This window comes from Nitrosococcus wardiae (assembly GCF_004421105.1).
In the GTDB taxonomy this organism is placed as follows: domain Bacteria; phylum Pseudomonadota; class Gammaproteobacteria; order Nitrosococcales; family Nitrosococcaceae; genus Nitrosococcus; species Nitrosococcus wardiae.
Map to the genome: position 1 here is coordinate 2,054,664 of NZ_CP038033.1, position 14,807 is coordinate 2,069,470.

General features: G+C 51.6%; 15 protein-coding genes. 7 read left to right on the forward strand and 8 right to left on the reverse strand.

Annotated features, from left to right (window positions below):
• Positions 1-2: 2 nt before the first annotated feature.
• The 3 genes from E3U44_RS09955 to E3U44_RS09965 all read right to left on the reverse strand — a co-directional run bounded on the left by E3U44_RS09955 (position 3) and on the right by E3U44_RS09965 (position 3,049).
• Positions 3-503: an Hsp20/alpha crystallin family protein gene (locus tag E3U44_RS09955; RefSeq protein ID WP_134357985.1), complete on the reverse strand. Its 501-nt coding sequence runs from the start codon at positions 501-503 to the stop codon at positions 3-5.
• Between the two features lie 69 nt (positions 504-572).
• Positions 573-1,019, reverse strand: coding sequence for an Hsp20/alpha crystallin family protein (locus E3U44_RS09960; RefSeq protein WP_134357986.1), 447 nt, complete (start codon positions 1,017-1,019; stop codon positions 573-575).
• A 122-nt stretch (positions 1,020-1,141) separates the two neighbouring features.
• Positions 1,142-3,049: an ATP-binding cassette domain-containing protein gene (locus E3U44_RS09965; protein WP_134357987.1), complete on the reverse strand. Its 1,908-nt coding sequence runs from the start codon at positions 3,047-3,049 to the stop codon at positions 1,142-1,144.
• 85 nt (positions 3,050-3,134) lie between these two features.
• Here E3U44_RS09965 and msrB point away from each other — a divergent pair, with 85 nt between their 5' ends.
• The 3 genes from msrB (at position 3,135) to E3U44_RS09980 (ending at position 5,355) form a co-directional block, all read left to right on the forward strand.
• On the forward strand, positions 3,135-3,542 hold the full coding sequence (msrB, locus tag E3U44_RS09970; RefSeq protein ID WP_134357988.1) for a peptide-methionine (R)-S-oxide reductase MsrB: 408 nt from the start codon (positions 3,135-3,137) through the stop codon (positions 3,540-3,542).
• Positions 3,543-3,612: 70 nt separating this feature from the next.
• The gene (locus E3U44_RS09975; RefSeq protein ID WP_240761370.1) at positions 3,613-4,596 is read left to right on the forward strand and encodes an FAD:protein FMN transferase; all 984 of its coding nucleotides are present in this window, start codon (positions 3,613-3,615) and stop codon (positions 4,594-4,596) included.
• A gap of 45 nt (positions 4,597-4,641) precedes the next feature.
• Complete coding sequence (locus E3U44_RS09980) at positions 4,642-5,355, forward strand: carboxypeptidase regulatory-like domain-containing protein (RefSeq protein ID WP_134357990.1); 714 nt, start codon at positions 4,642-4,644, stop codon at positions 5,353-5,355.
• Positions 5,356-5,405: 50 nt separating this feature from the next.
• Here E3U44_RS09980 and E3U44_RS09985 read toward each other — a convergent pair whose 3' ends face one another.
• Positions 5,406-5,849, reverse strand: coding sequence for a hypothetical protein (locus E3U44_RS09985; RefSeq protein WP_134357991.1), 444 nt, complete (start codon positions 5,847-5,849; stop codon positions 5,406-5,408).
• 206 nt (positions 5,850-6,055) lie between these two features.
• Here E3U44_RS09985 and E3U44_RS09990 point away from each other — a divergent pair, with 206 nt between their 5' ends.
• Both E3U44_RS09990 and E3U44_RS09995 read left to right on the forward strand, forming a co-directional pair.
• The gene (locus E3U44_RS09990; protein WP_134357992.1) at positions 6,056-6,940 is read left to right on the forward strand and encodes a YihY/virulence factor BrkB family protein; all 885 of its coding nucleotides are present in this window, start codon (positions 6,056-6,058) and stop codon (positions 6,938-6,940) included.
• Positions 6,941-6,954: 14 nt separating this feature from the next.
• Positions 6,955-8,070 carry a YcgL domain-containing protein gene (locus E3U44_RS09995; RefSeq protein WP_134357993.1) on the forward strand — a complete coding sequence of 372 codons (1,116 nt, stop codon included), beginning with the start codon at positions 6,955-6,957 and terminating at the stop codon, positions 8,068-8,070.
• 182 nt (positions 8,071-8,252) lie between these two features.
• Here E3U44_RS09995 and E3U44_RS10000 read toward each other — a convergent pair whose 3' ends face one another.
• The 4 genes from E3U44_RS10000 to E3U44_RS10015 form a co-directional block, all read right to left on the reverse strand.
• Entirely contained in the window at positions 8,253-8,741 is a 489-nt protein-coding gene (locus E3U44_RS10000; RefSeq protein WP_134357994.1) for a DUF411 domain-containing protein, read from the reverse strand.
• Between the two features lie 296 nt (positions 8,742-9,037).
• Entirely contained in the window at positions 9,038-10,240 is a 1,203-nt protein-coding gene (locus E3U44_RS10005; protein WP_134357995.1) for a TraB/GumN family protein, read from the reverse strand.
• A gap of 121 nt (positions 10,241-10,361) precedes the next feature.
• A complete protein-coding gene (locus E3U44_RS10010; RefSeq protein ID WP_134357996.1) occupies positions 10,362-11,321 on the reverse strand; it encodes a sigma-54 interaction domain-containing protein in 960 nt (319 codons plus the stop codon).
• A gap of 76 nt (positions 11,322-11,397) precedes the next feature.
• A complete protein-coding gene (locus E3U44_RS10015; RefSeq protein WP_134357997.1) occupies positions 11,398-12,111 on the reverse strand; it encodes a sulfite exporter TauE/SafE family protein in 714 nt (237 codons plus the stop codon).
• Positions 12,112-12,363: 252 nt separating this feature from the next.
• Between E3U44_RS10015 and E3U44_RS10020 the strand changes: the two genes are divergently transcribed.
• Positions 12,364-13,119, forward strand: coding sequence for an ATP-binding cassette domain-containing protein (locus E3U44_RS10020; RefSeq protein WP_134357998.1), 756 nt, complete (start codon positions 12,364-12,366; stop codon positions 13,117-13,119).
• Complete coding sequence (locus tag E3U44_RS10025) at positions 13,097-14,602, forward strand: ABC transporter permease/substrate-binding protein (RefSeq protein ID WP_134357999.1); 1,506 nt, start codon at positions 13,097-13,099, stop codon at positions 14,600-14,602. Before E3U44_RS10020 ends, E3U44_RS10025 begins: the two co-directional genes overlap by 23 nt.
• Positions 14,603-14,807 lie beyond the last annotated feature (205 nt).

The following is a 14,807-nucleotide window of genomic DNA, read 5'->3' on the forward strand; positions in this document are numbered from 1 at the left end:
CCTTAGCCGGCTTTTACCTCAATGCGGTGTTTTGTCTGCCGCGCTTTAGGCAGGGAAATCCATAATACCCCGCGGCGATATTTGGCGCGAGCCTCGCTTTCATTGACCTCAGCGGGTAAGGGCAGGGCCCGTTCAAAGCGCCCATAAGCCCGTTCCATCATATAATAGCGTCCCTCGCTTTGTTCCCGTACTACCCGCTTTTCACCGCGGACAACCAAAGTGTTGTCAATGACTTCAATATCAAAATCGCTGACTTCCATGCCGGGAACTTCCAGCTGAACGGTCACGGTTTTATCATCCTCTTGGATCTCAGCGGCGAGTAGCCCCCAGCGGGAGGCACTCTCCATGATCTGCTCTTCCGTGGTTTCCAACTGTCCTCGCTGGGTCGTTGGCGAAAAGTGGGTGAGGGCTTGGCTTGCCCGTTCCCGCAGGTGATGCCAACCCTCGGTGAGGTAATCCCAAGCACGGGAGGCACCTTTATGGATTTGCTCTAGGGGAGACATCCTCATTACTCCTTTTCTAGACCTTCAGTTATCCGTCTCACCACGGTTCTTTGAGACCGATCTCTTGGCTCAGCCTTCAACCGTAATCTTACGGGGCTGCGCTTGCTGGGTTTTCGGGATCACCAGCTCCAGGACACCATTTTGAGAACGGGCACTCACCTTGGCGGCATCGACCGTATGGGGCAATGCAAAGCGCCGTAAAAAGCTGCCGCTGACCCGTTCTGACCGCTTATAGCTTTGTTGTTCCCCGGAATGGAGGGGCTCCCGGTGGCCTTTGAGCGTGAGAGTGCCTTTATCCAGGGTCACCTCAATATCTTTGGCTTCAACGCCTGGTAGATCAGCATAAATGACAAACCGATCCGTCTCTTCCTTGATGTCTACGGCAGGAACCCAATCGCTGGTTGTCAGCTCGGCTTCGGTTTGAGCGTGCCGTAGGGGGTTGGTCTCAAAGAGGCGATTGACTTCCCTTTGCAACTGGTTGAGCATATCAAAAGGTTCATAGTGTCTAATAGCCATTATTTCTCTTCCTCCTGTAAGTGGGACCTTAGGTAAAAATTCGTGAATAGGATGAGCGGTCCCTTCTTAGCAAGAAAAATGGGGATGCTTTCGTGCCCTTTCAAGGGGGTGCTGAGGGCAAATTAGCTTGTATGTTGGGCAGCTTCCAAATCCTCGCTGGCCATCAACCAGGCTTCTTCTGTCTCCATAAGGGTTTGTTCTAGACGCGCTTGTTTCATGAGCAGGGCTTTGAGATGCTCTTTTTGTTGTGGATCCTGGTATAAATCAGGATGAGCCAATGCCTGGTCGAGGGCTGATTTTTCAGCCTGTAGTTTTTCCAATGTTCCCTCGATTTCATCAAGCTTCTTCCGTAAGGGCTGTAAAAGGCGGCGCCGCTCCGCTTCTTGCCGTCGGCGTTCCTTGCGAGCGGCGGCAAGATGGGGTTCAGAAGGGCTCCCGTTAGAGGTGTCCTCAGTGCCATTTTGGCGCTGGCTAAGCCATTGTTGATAGTTTTCCAAATCCCCATCAAAGGGAGAAGCGCTATGATCGGCCACTAACCACAAGATATCCGTGGTGCTGCGCAGGAGGTGGCGATCATGGGAGACCACCACCATGGCTCCTTCAAAATCTTGTAGGGCGGCGGTCAAGGCATGGCGCATTTCCAAATCAAGATGGTTAGTGGGTTCATCCAGCAGCAGCAGATTGGGACGTTGAGACACGAGCAAAGCCAGGGCAAGGCGGGCTTTTTCCCCTCCTGAAAAAGGGGCTACCGGTTCTAAGGCCTGATCACCTCGGAAATTGAAGCCCCCGAGAAAATCCCGCATTTCTTTCTCGGCGGCGGTCGGGGTCAGTCGCTGCAGATGCTGGAGCGGGCTTTGGTGGGCGTTGAGCTGCTCTATTTGGTGTTGGGCGAAATAACCAACGCGCAAATCCGGTGAGCTGTCCACGGTCCCGCTGCGGGCCTGCAGCTCTCCAGCGAGCAGTTTAATGAGAGTGGATTTGCCAGCCCCATTGGGTCCAAGCAGGCCAATACGGTCCCCCGGGGTTAAATCGAGGTTGACTCGGCTCAACACTTCCCGCTGACCGTAACCGATGGCCACTTGACGAAGGCGCAGGAGATTGGCGGGGAGCTTTTCCGGTTGAGGCAGAGAAAAGTGAAAAGGGGAATGGATATGGGCTGGAGCAATACGCTCCATCCGCTGTAGGGCCTTGAGGCGGCTCTGAGCCTGGCGCGCTTTGCTTGCTTTGGCCCGAAAGCGGTCCACAAAGCGTTGGATATGGGCAATTTCCCGCTGTTGCTTTTGATAGCTGGCCTGTTGTTGGGCTAATTGCTCAGTCCGATATCGTTCAAAGTCAGAGTAATTGCCACGGTAGTAGTCGACAGTCTTATTTTCAATGTGGGCAATATGGTCCACCGCCCGGTCGAGCAGTTCCCGGTCATGGGAGATCAACAACAGAGTACCGGGATAAGTGCTTAGCCAACTTTCTAGCCATAACACGGCATCCAGGTCGAGGTGGTTGGTGGGTTCGTCCAAGAGCAGTAAGTCGGAACGGCACATGAGGGCTTGAGCAAGATTAAGGCGCATCCGCCAGCCACCGGAAAAAGCCCGTACCGGTAGGCTTTCCTGATCGGCGGTAAAGCCTAAACCGTGCATGAGTTTTATTGCTCGCACTGGAGCCGTATAGCCATCGATGGCCTCAATCCGAGCATGGAGGGCGCCCTGGGCGGTTCCATTTTCTGCTTGCTCCGCTTTTGCCAGTTCGGCCTGGAGAAAGCGAAGTTCGGTGTCACCGTCAAGGACATAGTCCAGGGCAGGGGTCTCTACCGCTGGGGTTTCTTGGGCCACATGAGCTATTACCCATTGGGAGGGTCGGTTGAATTCCCCCGCATCCGGCTGGAGTCGCCCGAGGATGAGGTCAAATAAACTGGATTTGCCGCAGCCATTAGCGCCGGTGAGACCCACCCGCTGGCCAGGATGAATGGTCAGGTTAAAATATTCGAAAAGCAGTCGGCTGCCCCGCCGTAAAGAAATATTTTGGAAACTTAGCATCGGCTGATTATAGATAAAATGAGAAGACTATAATTTTTTATTAACAAAATTTTAATAGGATACCAAGCCTAGAGAGGAGGGCTCGATGGAGAACAAGATCCATAAATCCGAACAAGAGTGGAAAGCGCGGTTGACGCCGGAGCAATATCATGTCACTCGGGAGGCGGGGACCGAACCGGCTTTTAGTGGAAAGTATTACCATCACCAGGCGGAGGGGACTTATTGCTGTATTTGCTGTGGTCACCCCTTATTTAGTTCGGCGCAAAAATACGAATCCGGAACCGGTTGGCCGAGTTTTTGGAATCCCATCCGGGAGCAGGCGCTAGAGCTGCGTTCAGATAACAGCCATGGTATGCATCGGGTTGAGGTCAGGTGTGCCCGCTGCGATGCCCACCTGGGGCATGTTTTTGGTGATGGTCCCGATCCCACGGGGCAGCGTTATTGTATTAATTCTTGTGCGTTGGATTTTGAAGCCGCTTCCTCTTCCGTTTAGCAGGGTAGGCCTTCTGGGCCTCCTGCTCTGCCTTCTCTTGACCGCTTGCCTGGAGTCAGCTGAGGACCGTTTGACCTGGCTAACCGGGGCGACCATGGGCACCGGGTATTCGGTCAAAATTGTTGATCTCCCTGCTGGGATCGACCCTGAAAGCTTGGATCGTCACATTGCCCAGTTGCTAGAAGAGGTCAATGGATTGATGTCCACTTACCAAGAGGATTCGGAACTATCCCGCTTTAATCGCAGTAGGCGCACTGACTGGATAGCCGTGGCTCCAGAGCTAGTCAAAGTTTTGGAAGAGGCCCAACGGATTAGCAAACTGAGTGAAGGCGCCTTTGATGTGACGGTAGGGCCGCTGGTCAACCTATGGGGTTTTGGACCTTCCCGGTATGCCGATGATTTGCCCCCTAGGCAGCAGGTGGAGGCCGTAAGAGAAAGGGTCAATTTTAAGCGGCTGCAGGTACGGCGTTTACCTCCGGCGATAAGAAAAGAGCGGGGAGATATTTATGTGGATCTCTCGGCTATTGCCAAGGGATATGGGGTGGACCGGATAGCGGAATTGCTGGAAACCCAAGGGATTGACAATTACCTCGTCGATATTGGCGGGGAAGAGCGAATCCAGGGGTATGGCCCCCAGGGAGGCCCCTGGCGAATCGCCATTGAACGGCCAGTGGCCGGGGAACGTAGCGTGCAGCGCATCCTTGCGTTGGACTCCGGTGCGGTAGCCACATCAGGGGATTACCGCAACTACTTCGAGCGAGAGGGAAAACGTTATTCCCATACTCTTGATCCTCGAACGGGTTGGCCCATTACCCATAAGCTCGCTTCAGTAACAGTATTAAGCGCTACTGCGATGCGCGCTGACGCTTTAGCCACGGCCCTGATGGTGCTTGGGCCAGAACAAGGGTTTCTGTTGGCCGAGCGGGAGCAAATTGCCGCCCTGTTCCTGGTTAAAACGTCCGAGGGATTTAAGGAGAAGACCTCCACGAGTTTTACTAAGATTCCTTCATGGGCCTTATCGGCAGGGAAGGGGGATCCCCCTGCCAATAAATGAAGGTGCTCTGGCTCAGGCTAAGCTAATTGGGACGAGGTGAAACCGATGTTGAAGTTTCCAATAAATTTTTTAGAAGGCGTCAAATTCTTTGCAAGGGCACTCTTGCTATTAAGCACGCCGGGAGTGTTTGTGGGCAACCTGTGGGCAGCTAACCTCCAAATTCAGGTTGTGGAGGAAGATAAAAAAACTCCCCTGGAAGAAGCGGCGGTTTGTCTTGGAACCTCGCCAAATCCACAGCAATTTGGTGCCTTCCTGACAGATAAAAAGGGTCAGGTGTTATTCCACGAACTGCAACCGGTGCCCCTTATTCTTACCGTGTCCAAATCTGGGTTTAGGGGAGAACAACGCATTGTCGGCAGGCAAACGTTAAATCGGGTCATGGTCGTATCCCTAGCACCGGGCGGTAGCGGTCCCACCTGTCAGGTCCCACCTCAAGCTAAAGGGGAACCTCCCGCCGCAGTAGAGCTCCAAGTTAAGGCCCTGGCTATTAACCGGGGGGCGCCCCTGACCCAAAGACGGAAGGTCAGGCTTTCTTTCAGCGTGGAAGGCAAGCCTACCCAGTATCGTGCCAGCCAGTTTCCAGACTTTCGGGACGCCCCATGGGAAACTTTTGTTTTAACCCCCCAATTTGAGTTGAGTCCCGGCAGCGGTGAAAAAACCGTTTATTTGCAAGTTCGCCGTCACCGGGAAATTAACGGTTCCCATCTGCAAATGGTATCCAACACTATCAAGGACAGTATCTATTTTTCTGAGCGTTAATATTCCCTTATTAATTGGCTTTTACTGTTCCTGACCGTGACGACGAAGATTTATTCTGCTTCTGGCGCTGCTTCTGGTTGCGAGGGGGGTTCGATTTTTACCAGGTAATGGTGATGAGATGGGCATCCCGAGGCAGTTTCTGCAAAGATATCAATCCTTGCATATCGTTTTTCGGTAATAGGCTCGGGAAGATGTCCTTCCACTAGATAGCTTCCATTGGGCTGCTCGGTGATGGTTAGTACACCTTTTTGATCACGAATTTCAACCGCTATGCTTGATTCCCGAGCATCCGAACTGGCGACAAAGGAAAAATTGGATAATTCTGGAATAACCGCCTTAGGGGCAGGATTTTCTTCGGAAAAGCGGGCCGGTTTGCAGCTTGATTGGGATGGGGCGCGGCCACCTCCATAGGCATAAGCCGAGGTTGTTATTGCTAAAGATAGGGAAAATAGCGCGAGATAAGAACCGATATGAAAAAGTTTTTTATGGGCCATTGTTTTTCTATCCTAAGTGTTTGGTTTTTAAATAAATAAACTCATTCAAGTGCCCCGAAACTAGCAGTATAGAACCAAAAAGGTTGAAGCTCAAGATGGGCTCTTTAATCCCTAAGCGCCTAGAGACCTCAAGGGAGGCCATTCTTGTTCGCACTTAGGGGCGATTAAGGAGGGAACTGTCGTTTAAATTTGTGGACTGAGAGGGTATGAGGCATCTTTCAACCCGAGCCGAATTTGTTCTAGAACAGCCGCTGCGTTTCCTGTTGCAGGTGGTCGCGGGATTTCGGGCTAACCAGGGGCTATTATTGGCTGGGGCCATCGCTTATTACACTTTGTTATCGGTGGTCCCCATGTTTGCCCTGATTTTGGTGGGGCTTTCCCAGGTCGTTGATGCGGATCAATTACTGGAAACCACCAATGACTATCTGGCGTTACTGGCCCCAGGGCAGGCGGAGGCTCTCACCGAGCAGATTGCAGGGTTTCTAGAAGATTGGAAGATAATTGGAATAGTAGGTTTTTTAGTCCTGCTGTTTTTCAGTTCAATGGCATTTACGGTGCTGGAAAATGCCATGTCTATCATCTTCTTTCATCGCGTTGCGCTTCATCGTCGCCATTTCCTGGTCTCCGCTATCCTTCCCTATTGCTATCTATTCCTTTTGGGGTTGGGGTTGTTTGTGGTGACTCTGGTGAGCAGCGGTTTACATACCTTAGATGAACGTTCTGTAACCTTATTAGGCAATGTCTTCGGTGGTTACTATACCGTTGGAATTTATGTATTGGGCCTGCTCGGTGAAATTGTGTTGCTGACCTCCCTTTATTTGGTCATGCCTTTGGGTCGGATTGTGTTCAGTCATGCTCTGTTTGGCGGGGTGGTGGCGACCCTACTATGGGAAATTACCCGGCAGGTCCTAGTGTGGTATTTCTCAACCCTGTCCTTTGTGAATATCATTTATGGATCATTTGCCACGGCGGTGATGATCCTGTTGAGTCTAGAAGCGGCAGCCATTATTGTCTTGTTCGGCGCTCAAGTGATTGCCGAATATGAACGCATTGACATTCAGGAGAAAAGTCACCAAAGTTTTCAAACTTAATTTAGAGAATGGTTGTGAAACGAAAAATCCTGCTTTGTTCTGATCTGGATCGAACCCTACTTCCCAATGGCCACCAACCCGAGTCCTCTCAAGCACGGCCTCGGCTGCGACGTTTGGCCCAGCGTCCAGAAATCACCCTGGTCTATGTCAGTGGTCGCCACAAGGCCCTGATCCAAAGCGCCATTGAGGAATATGACCTTCCCTTTCCTGACTATGCCATTGGTGATGTGGGAACCACAATTTACGAAATTGGGGATAATCAATGGCATGTCTGGGAACAGTGGAGGCAAGAGATTGGAAGGGACTGGGGGGGAATGACCCAGACCAATCTGGCAAAATTGTTTGCCGATATCAAGTCCCTGCGGCTGCAGGAACCGGAAAAACAAACTCAGTTTAAGCTCAGCTACTATGCCTCTCCGGATCTGGACCGGGAAATCTTGATTCCACAGCTGGAACGGCGGTTAAAAGCCCAGGGAATCCAAGCTTCTTTTATTTGGAGTGTGGATGAAACTGCTCAGGTCGGTTTGCTCGATGTCTTGCCAAAGTGTGCCAATAAACTCCATGCCATTCATTTCCTGATGGAACAAAAACACGTTGATAAAAAGCATACCGTTTTCGCCGGGGATAGCGGCAATGATCTGGAAGTGTTAACCAGTGGTCTCCAAGCTATTTTAGTGCGCAATGCCCAGGAGGAAGTGCGCCAGGAAACCCTCCGCCGCCTCCCGCCAGAATATCGCCAGCAGCTTTACCTCGCCCGCGGCAGTTTTATGGGGCTCAATGGTTATTACAGCGCCGGGGTGTTGGAAGGTCTGGCCTACTTTTTTCCTGAAACCCGGGCGTGGATGGAAGAGGGAAAAGAAGACAGGACAGGAGAGGAATCGGCCCAGCCCTGTGCCGTCTACCGAAGCCGTAAAAAGAACGACGGTTATTTATATGTGGAAGCTAAAGATGACTTCTCTCGTGTCCCCGAAAAATTACTGGAAATGCTAGGGAAGTTAGAATTTGTCATGGGATTGGAACTGCGGCCTGAGGTTTCCCTGGCCCAGGCCAATACCCAAGAGGTGATGCGGATGCTCAAGGAGAAAGGTTATTTTTTGCAGCTGCCAGCGAAGGAGTATAGGCAGTCTTAGTGTCTTTTCAGATGATTCTGGATCCGGAAAACCCTTGCCACATCACTAGCAGTTTTTAGAAGGCTGAAATGAGGTGATCGCGAGTGCTACGAGAGCCTGTTCAAGAGTTTTTTATTACTCCAGTTAAGGCGGCAGTCCGTTGCCCCTAAGAGTCATCCTTTTTTCAGAAGTAGGTTTAAGACTTAATAGTCTCGATAGGCATTAAATGGTTTTGACTGACCTTCTTTATTAAATTGAAGGACATAAAAGGGATCTTTTCTTCCCCCCATCTCCATGCCCGGTGTGCCTACCGGCATAGCAGGCACTGTCAAGCCGGCTATCTCGGGCTTCTCTATGAGTAGGCGTTTGATATCGTCAGCGGGGACATGACCTTCAATCACATAACCATCAATAATGGCGGTATGGCAGGAGGCCAGATCACGGGGAACACCATACTGCTGCTTCAGGGTTTGCATATTGTTGGTGGTAATGTCTTTGACGGTGAAGCGGTGTTTTTCCAGGTGCTCGACCCACTTCTTACAACAGCCACAGGTAGGGCTGCGATAGACAGTGATGTTGGAGGGACCAAAATAAGAGACCTGAGCTTTGTCCCATACGCTTTCTTCGGCATGGGAAGACATGGTCAGTAAAACCAATAGAAGACCTAGGCTAAGCTGAGAGATTAATCGCATTTATTTGCTCCAAAAGACAGGTTGCCAGAATTCGAACCCACGATCCCTGTTACACAAAGCGAAGAAGATGGGTAACGCAGTCCGTCCAGCACTAGGTTTCATGGATTTCTAGCAGAAAATATAAAATATGCAGAATAACCGCATATTTTGCCCCATAGACCCTCAGTGAGACAAGTTAAAGTGCGGGAAATTCCCCTCGGCTGCCGAGTAGCAAGGCCCGCACCTAGAGGTTTTTTAATTCAGAGGGGATTAAGGGATTTTGCTTGGCTTGCACAGGGAATCTATGGGGACGGGAATTACGCTCCTGCCAAGCGATCGATGATTTTGAAACCGGCCGCATAAGTCCCTATGGCGCTGCCTAAGGTGCTCAGTAAGAATACCAATAGGATGCGGGTGACTCGATTGTGCCACCAACCCTTAAGATGGATCGTATCCTGCCGCAGGCGGCTGAAATCTCCTACAGTAGGCCGGCGCAGGAAGGTTTCAATCGCGGCGGTAACCATGCCTGCCCCAATGGTGGGGTTAAGGGAAGTCAATGGCGCAGCAAAGAACGCGCCCACAACGGTTAAAGGATGGGCTCTAGCCAACAGGGCGCCCAGGGCAGCTAAGCCACCGTTAATCACGATCCAGTCGATAACTAATTGCCAGCCCAGCTCGGAACTCCGGTAAAAACCAAAGATAAAGCCAGTCAGGATCAGGGCCACAATCAACCAGGGAATGAGCCTGGGCCAACGGCTCGGGGAGGGGACCTGCTCCAGTTCGGTGATAATTTCTTTCGCCGGGGCGCTGTCTTGCTCTAAGTAACGGGTCACGCCCCGGAGATGTCCTGCCCCGATGACCCCCAAGAGGTGGTGGTACTCGCCATGGGTGACTTCTTCCCGGAGGCGGGCAGCCATATAGCGATCCCGTTCGTCGATAAGCGGGGTATAGAGGGGGCGGGCTTCTGCAGCAAACTGGGAGAAGGTTGTTTCCAGGACATCCCCTTCCTTGAGGCGTTCCACTTCTTCTTCACTGACCGTATCCCGCGACACGAGGCTAGCAAAGAGACCGGAGATCAAGCTAAAGCGTTGCCACCAGGGGACATTACGATAGATGCGTTTTAAGGTGGTACCTACTTCTCGGTCGATCAGGACAACGGGAAGTTTAGCGTTATGAGCCGAATCGACAGCTGCGCGCATTTCAGCGCCGGGTTCAATACCAAACTGCTCTGCTATCCGCTGTTGATAAGCCGCAAGGGCGAGGCTTGCGGTCACCATCGCAGCCTTGCCTTTGCGCAGAACTTCAAACAGGTCCATGCGAGAGAGGGCATCGGGGTTGATGAGGGCATGGTAGCGGCTAGGGCAGAGTTCGACCGCTACCGCGTCATAGTCCCCGGTTGCGAGCAATGCCTTGACGTGTTCAGCGCTAGCTCGTGAGACATGGGCGGTACCTAAAAGAGTAATCTGGCGATCAGCGAGTTTAATGATACTCAGAGGCTGTTGCTGTTCAGTGCTATTCATCTAAACAAAAAAATAGAAAGGCCAAAGCAACAGGTTCAGCGTGATTGCAGGTGCGCTAAAAGGGCGAATCCGTATAGCACCGCACTGCAACCACCTTTGGCGTTGCGTTGATTGAGTGGGTTTAAATGGCGTATTTCTGCATCCGGTAGCACAGTGTATCACGGCTAATGCCTAACAGTCGCGCGGCTTTAGAGCGATTACCTTGAGCCCTGGCGATAGCCTGATGAATGAGCTCCATTTCCACCCGCTCTAATTCTAGACCGCTTTCTGGCAGTGTAATTAGCGGCTGGGTTTCCTTTTCTGTGGGTAGATTCAAACCACCGCGAACATCAAATGGTAGGTTCTGGGGAGTAATGGTTTGTCCGGGTAACAGCACCACCATTCGCTCACAAAAGTTGCGCAGTTCCCGCACGTTGCCAGGCCAAGGATAGGTGTTGAGCGCCCGTAGGGCCGCTGAATTAAAAGTCGGTGGCACGAGCCCATGGGTCTGGGCAAAACAAGCACAAAAATGCTTTAGCAGTTGGTTGATATCTCTCCCCCGCTGCCGCAGAGGGGGGAGTTCTAGGGGTACCACATGGAGGCGGTAATAAAGGTCTTGTCGAAAACGTCCTTGCTTAATATATTGATTGAGATCGCAATTGGTGGCCGCGATCACCCGCACATCACAATGATGGATGCGCGTATCCCCGACGGCTTGGCATTCTCCGGATTCTAAGAAGCGGAGTAATTTGGCTTGAATCCCAGGGGAGAGTTCATTGACCTCATCCAGGAATACAGTACCCCCTTCCGCAGCTCGGAAACGCCCCAAGTGATCATGGGTGGCTCCAGAGAAAGCACCACGCCGATGGCCGAAAAGTTCCGATTCAGCCAAACTTTCTGGGAGGGCAGCGCAGTTGATGGCCGCAAATGGTTTGTTTGCCCGTCGACTCTCCGCATGAATGGCTTCCGCCATCAACTCTTTGCCCGTTCCCGTCTCTCCCATAATGAGCACGGTCACTTCTGTAGCTGCCACCATGCGCGCACTGCGCAAGAGGGACTCAAAAGCCGGCGCTTTGCCAATCAATGAATCAAACCCATCCATCCCATCACCTGCTTATTAGTTTAGTTATTGGTCACTTAAAACGTATATTACCCTATTTTCTTTGACTGTATTAGCCCTAATAGGACCCAATAGCAAGCAAGCTAATCGCAGCCATAGCAATGATCACCAAACCGGCCAGGCGACGCAAGCCATTTAGGGTGGCCAGGTGAGCCATCCAGGCGGTAAAAATGCCTGTACTCATCACCGTGGGTAGAGTGCCAATACCAAAGGCGAGCATGGTCAAGGCGCTCCGGGTCCCGCTGCCCGTGGTGGCAGCTACTGCCACCGCATTATAGACTAAGCCGCAGGGTAACCAGCCCCAAATGACACCAAATACAAAGGCTTGTTTCCGGGTGCGGACAGGAATGAGTCGTCGCCCCAGGGGCTCTAGCCTGCGCCATAGAGGGATCCCTATCCGCTCTACCACAGCGAAGCGGGGGAACCAATTCGCGATATACAGTCCCGTGCTTAGCATGATCAGGGCCGAAGTCGCTTGCAATATATCATGTCCTGAGACCCCCAATACGACAGGATGGTTCGTGGAGCCTAGTAACCCTACCAGCAACCCCATGATGAATCCCATCGTGATATAACTCACGACCCGACCGAGGTTATAGGCAAAGATAAAAGGTACCAGTCGCTTTTTTTGGCTACGGATTTCCCGGGGTAGACTTAAGGTGAGGGTACCGATGATGGCGCCGCACATGGCCACACAGTGCAGCCCACTAAGCAGGCCCAGCAGGAGCGCAAAGGTGAAAGAGGTAGTAAAAAGGGGATCTAGAAAACTCACAAGCAGCAAAATAAACGGAAAAGTGAGGAACTTCAACTCTGGGAATAGGCGGGGCCTTAAATTTGGCCATTTGCCGCAAGGAATTAAGTCAAATCACCCATTTTAGGGATAACTCGTCCTGCTTAAGAATCAGATGGGTCATATTTTGTTCATCTCATGGCCGAGTGCCAATTATTATGTTTGCGAGGGGTAGCGCCATATTTAGAACTAGAATTTTAGTGTCTGCTCCCCTGGATTCCGGAGTGCAAGGATATGCTAGAACTGGAAGCAGTTTCTAAACGCTATGGTGGTGCCATTGCTTTACATGCTACGGATCTCTCTATCTCCCCGGGCCGGACTACGGTTTTAATTGGTCCTAGCGGTTGTGGCAAGTCCACCTTGCTTCGGTTGATGATAGGGCTCATCCAGCCAGATACCGGAAGCATCCGTTTTGGGGGGACCTTACTGACTGCGGCCAATATTCTAGAGCAACGGCGGGAGATGGGGTACGTGATTCAAGAAGGAGGATTATTCCCCCACTTCACGGCTCAAGGCAATATCACTTTGGTGGCTGATCATCTGGGGTGGGATAAGGTCCGGATACAACAACGGCTCGGGGAATTGGTCATATTGACCCGTTTTCCAAGTGAGGCCCTCGACCGGTACCCCACCCAGTTGTCCGGTGGACAACGGCAACGGGTGGCTTTGATGCGTGCCTTGATGCTCGATCCAGACCTGTTATTGTTGGATGAACCCCTCGGCGCGTTAGATCCCCTGAACCGCTATGAGTTGCAGTCTGAGCTAAAAAATGTTTTTAGGTCTTTGGGTAAAACTGTAGTGATGGTCACCCACGATATGGGAGAGGCCGCCTATTTTGGTGATCACATCGTCTTGCTACAGGAAGGAACGATCGTTCAGCAAGGGAAAATTCAGGATTTTGTGGAAAGGCCGGAGACTCCCTTTGTGGAACGTTTTATTCAGGCTCAGCGTTCGCCACTGGAAGTTTATGAAAAATCACACCCTAAGTAATACCGGCCTAGCTTTGGTTTTGTGGATGATGTTTTCTGGATGCTTAGCCGATACGACGGTAACGGTAGGGTCCAAGAAGTTCACGGAGTCCGTTATCCTGGGTGAGTTGGCCACCCAGTTGGTGCGGAGTGTTGGCACCAGGGCTATCCATCGTCGGGAGCTAGGCGGTTCCCGCGTCCTGTGGAACGCCTTGCTGACAGGCGAAATCGATATTTATCCTGAGTATACGGGCACCCTTTACCATGAAATCTTTGCCCAGCAGGTCACCGAAGAATCCGAGCTGCGCCGTCTTTTGGCCGCCCGGGAAATTGAGATGAGCCGCCCCTTGGGTTTCAATAATAGCTACGCCTTGGGGATGAAAGAGAAGGTTGCCCAAAAACTCAATATCCACAAGATTTCGGATTTGCTTCAGCATCCAGAATTGGTATTGGGGTTTAGCAATGAGTTCATGGCCCGGGCTGATGGGTGGCCGGGCTTACGCGCCCACTACGGGTTGCCTCAGCGCCAAGTCAGTGGGTTAGATCACGATCTGGCTTATCGAGGACTAGAGCAGGGGTCTGTGCAGGTGATTGATCTCTACTCTACCGATGCGGAGATCCAATACTACGGATTGCGGGTGTTGGAGGATGATCGCCATTACTTTCCCGACTATAAAGCCCTATTCCTTTATCGAAGTGAACTTTTAAAACAAGCGCCAGAGGCGGTGGTTGCCTTGCGAACCCTAGAAGGACATCTCGACTCGGTGACGATGGTCGCTTTGAATGCCCAGGCTAAATTGGAGCGAATCCCCGATTCCCAGGTAGCTGGTAATTTTCTAGAACAGACATTGGGTTATCACCCTCAGAGCACCCCTGTTACTGTCTGGCAACGCTTTTATCGCCACACCAAAGAACATTTGGCCTTGGTAAGCGTTTCCCTGCTAAGTGCCATTATCGTCGCCATCCCTCTGGGAGTTATTGCTGCCTATCGGCCTCATCTGGGGCAAATTATTTTGAGTATTGCGGGGATCATTCAGACCATTCCCTCCCTTGCCTTATTGGTTTTTATGATCCCTCTCCTGGGTATCGGCGGACCCCCCGCGATGGTGGCCTTATTTCTTTATAGCTTATTGCCTATCCTTCGTAATACTTATACCGGATTGCGGGATATTCCCCCTCAGCTGTTGGAATCGGGAGCAGCGCTAGGGCTCTCAGTAGCGGCTAGACTGCGCTTGGTGGAATTGCCGATGGCCTCTCGCGCTATTTTGGCAGGGATTAAAACCTCGGCAGTGATTAATGTGGGGACGGCGACCCTGGGAGCTTTAATCGGTGCGGGAGGCTATGGTCAACCGATACTGAGCGGGATTCGCTTGGATGATGTAGGCCTGATTTTGGAAGGTGCGATTCCCGCAGCCGGGCTGGCCCTCTTGGTTCAAGGGCTATTTGAGGGGGTGGATCGGGTCGTGGTGCCTAAGGGATTACGGTTGGCGGAAGAAAAAAGGTAAGGGTGGGCAAATATTAAGGGAAATGCCGCAATTTCGTCATTGATCCCCCCTAGGTTTATCTATTAACTATATGTTTATTCTTGGGAAAAGTATTTAGCATAAATTTTGCTAACGTAAAATTTATGCTAAATAAGTACCTCAGTGAAAGTTTTGAAGTATTCCGGGAGCGAATCGGGACATCCGGAGGAGGCCCCTCAGGGGGCGC

Coding starts and splice junctions, on each gene's coding strand:
- E3U44_RS10000 (WP_134357994.1), bottom strand. CDS start 8,741: ATGCGATTAATCTCTCAGCTTAGCCTAGGTCTTCTATTGGTTTTACTG.
- E3U44_RS09960 (WP_134357986.1), bottom strand. CDS start 1,019: ATGGCTATTAGACACTATGAACCTTTTGATATGCTCAACCAGTTGCAA.
- E3U44_RS09990 (WP_134357992.1), top strand. CDS start 6,056: ATGAGGCATCTTTCAACCCGAGCCGAATTTGTTCTAGAACAGCCGCTG.
- E3U44_RS09980 (WP_134357990.1), top strand. CDS start 4,642: ATGTTGAAGTTTCCAATAAATTTTTTAGAAGGCGTCAAATTCTTTGCA.
- E3U44_RS10020 (WP_134357998.1), top strand. CDS start 12,364: ATGCTAGAACTGGAAGCAGTTTCTAAACGCTATGGTGGTGCCATTGCT.
- E3U44_RS10025 (WP_134357999.1), top strand. CDS start 13,097: ATGAAAAATCACACCCTAAGTAATACCGGCCTAGCTTTGGTTTTGTGG.
- E3U44_RS09965 (WP_134357987.1), bottom strand. CDS start 3,049: ATGCTAAGTTTCCAAAATATTTCTTTACGGCGGGGCAGCCGACTGCTT.
- E3U44_RS09955 (WP_134357985.1), bottom strand. CDS start 503: ATGTCTCCCCTAGAGCAAATCCATAAAGGTGCCTCCCGTGCTTGGGAT.
- E3U44_RS09985 (WP_134357991.1), bottom strand. CDS start 5,849: ATGGCCCATAAAAAACTTTTTCATATCGGTTCTTATCTCGCGCTATTT.
- E3U44_RS10005 (WP_134357995.1), bottom strand. CDS start 10,240: ATGAATAGCACTGAACAGCAACAGCCTCTGAGTATCATTAAACTCGCT.
- E3U44_RS10010 (WP_134357996.1), bottom strand. CDS start 11,321: ATGGATGGGTTTGATTCATTGATTGGCAAAGCGCCGGCTTTTGAGTCC.
- msrB (WP_134357988.1), top strand. CDS start 3,135: ATGGAGAACAAGATCCATAAATCCGAACAAGAGTGGAAAGCGCGGTTG.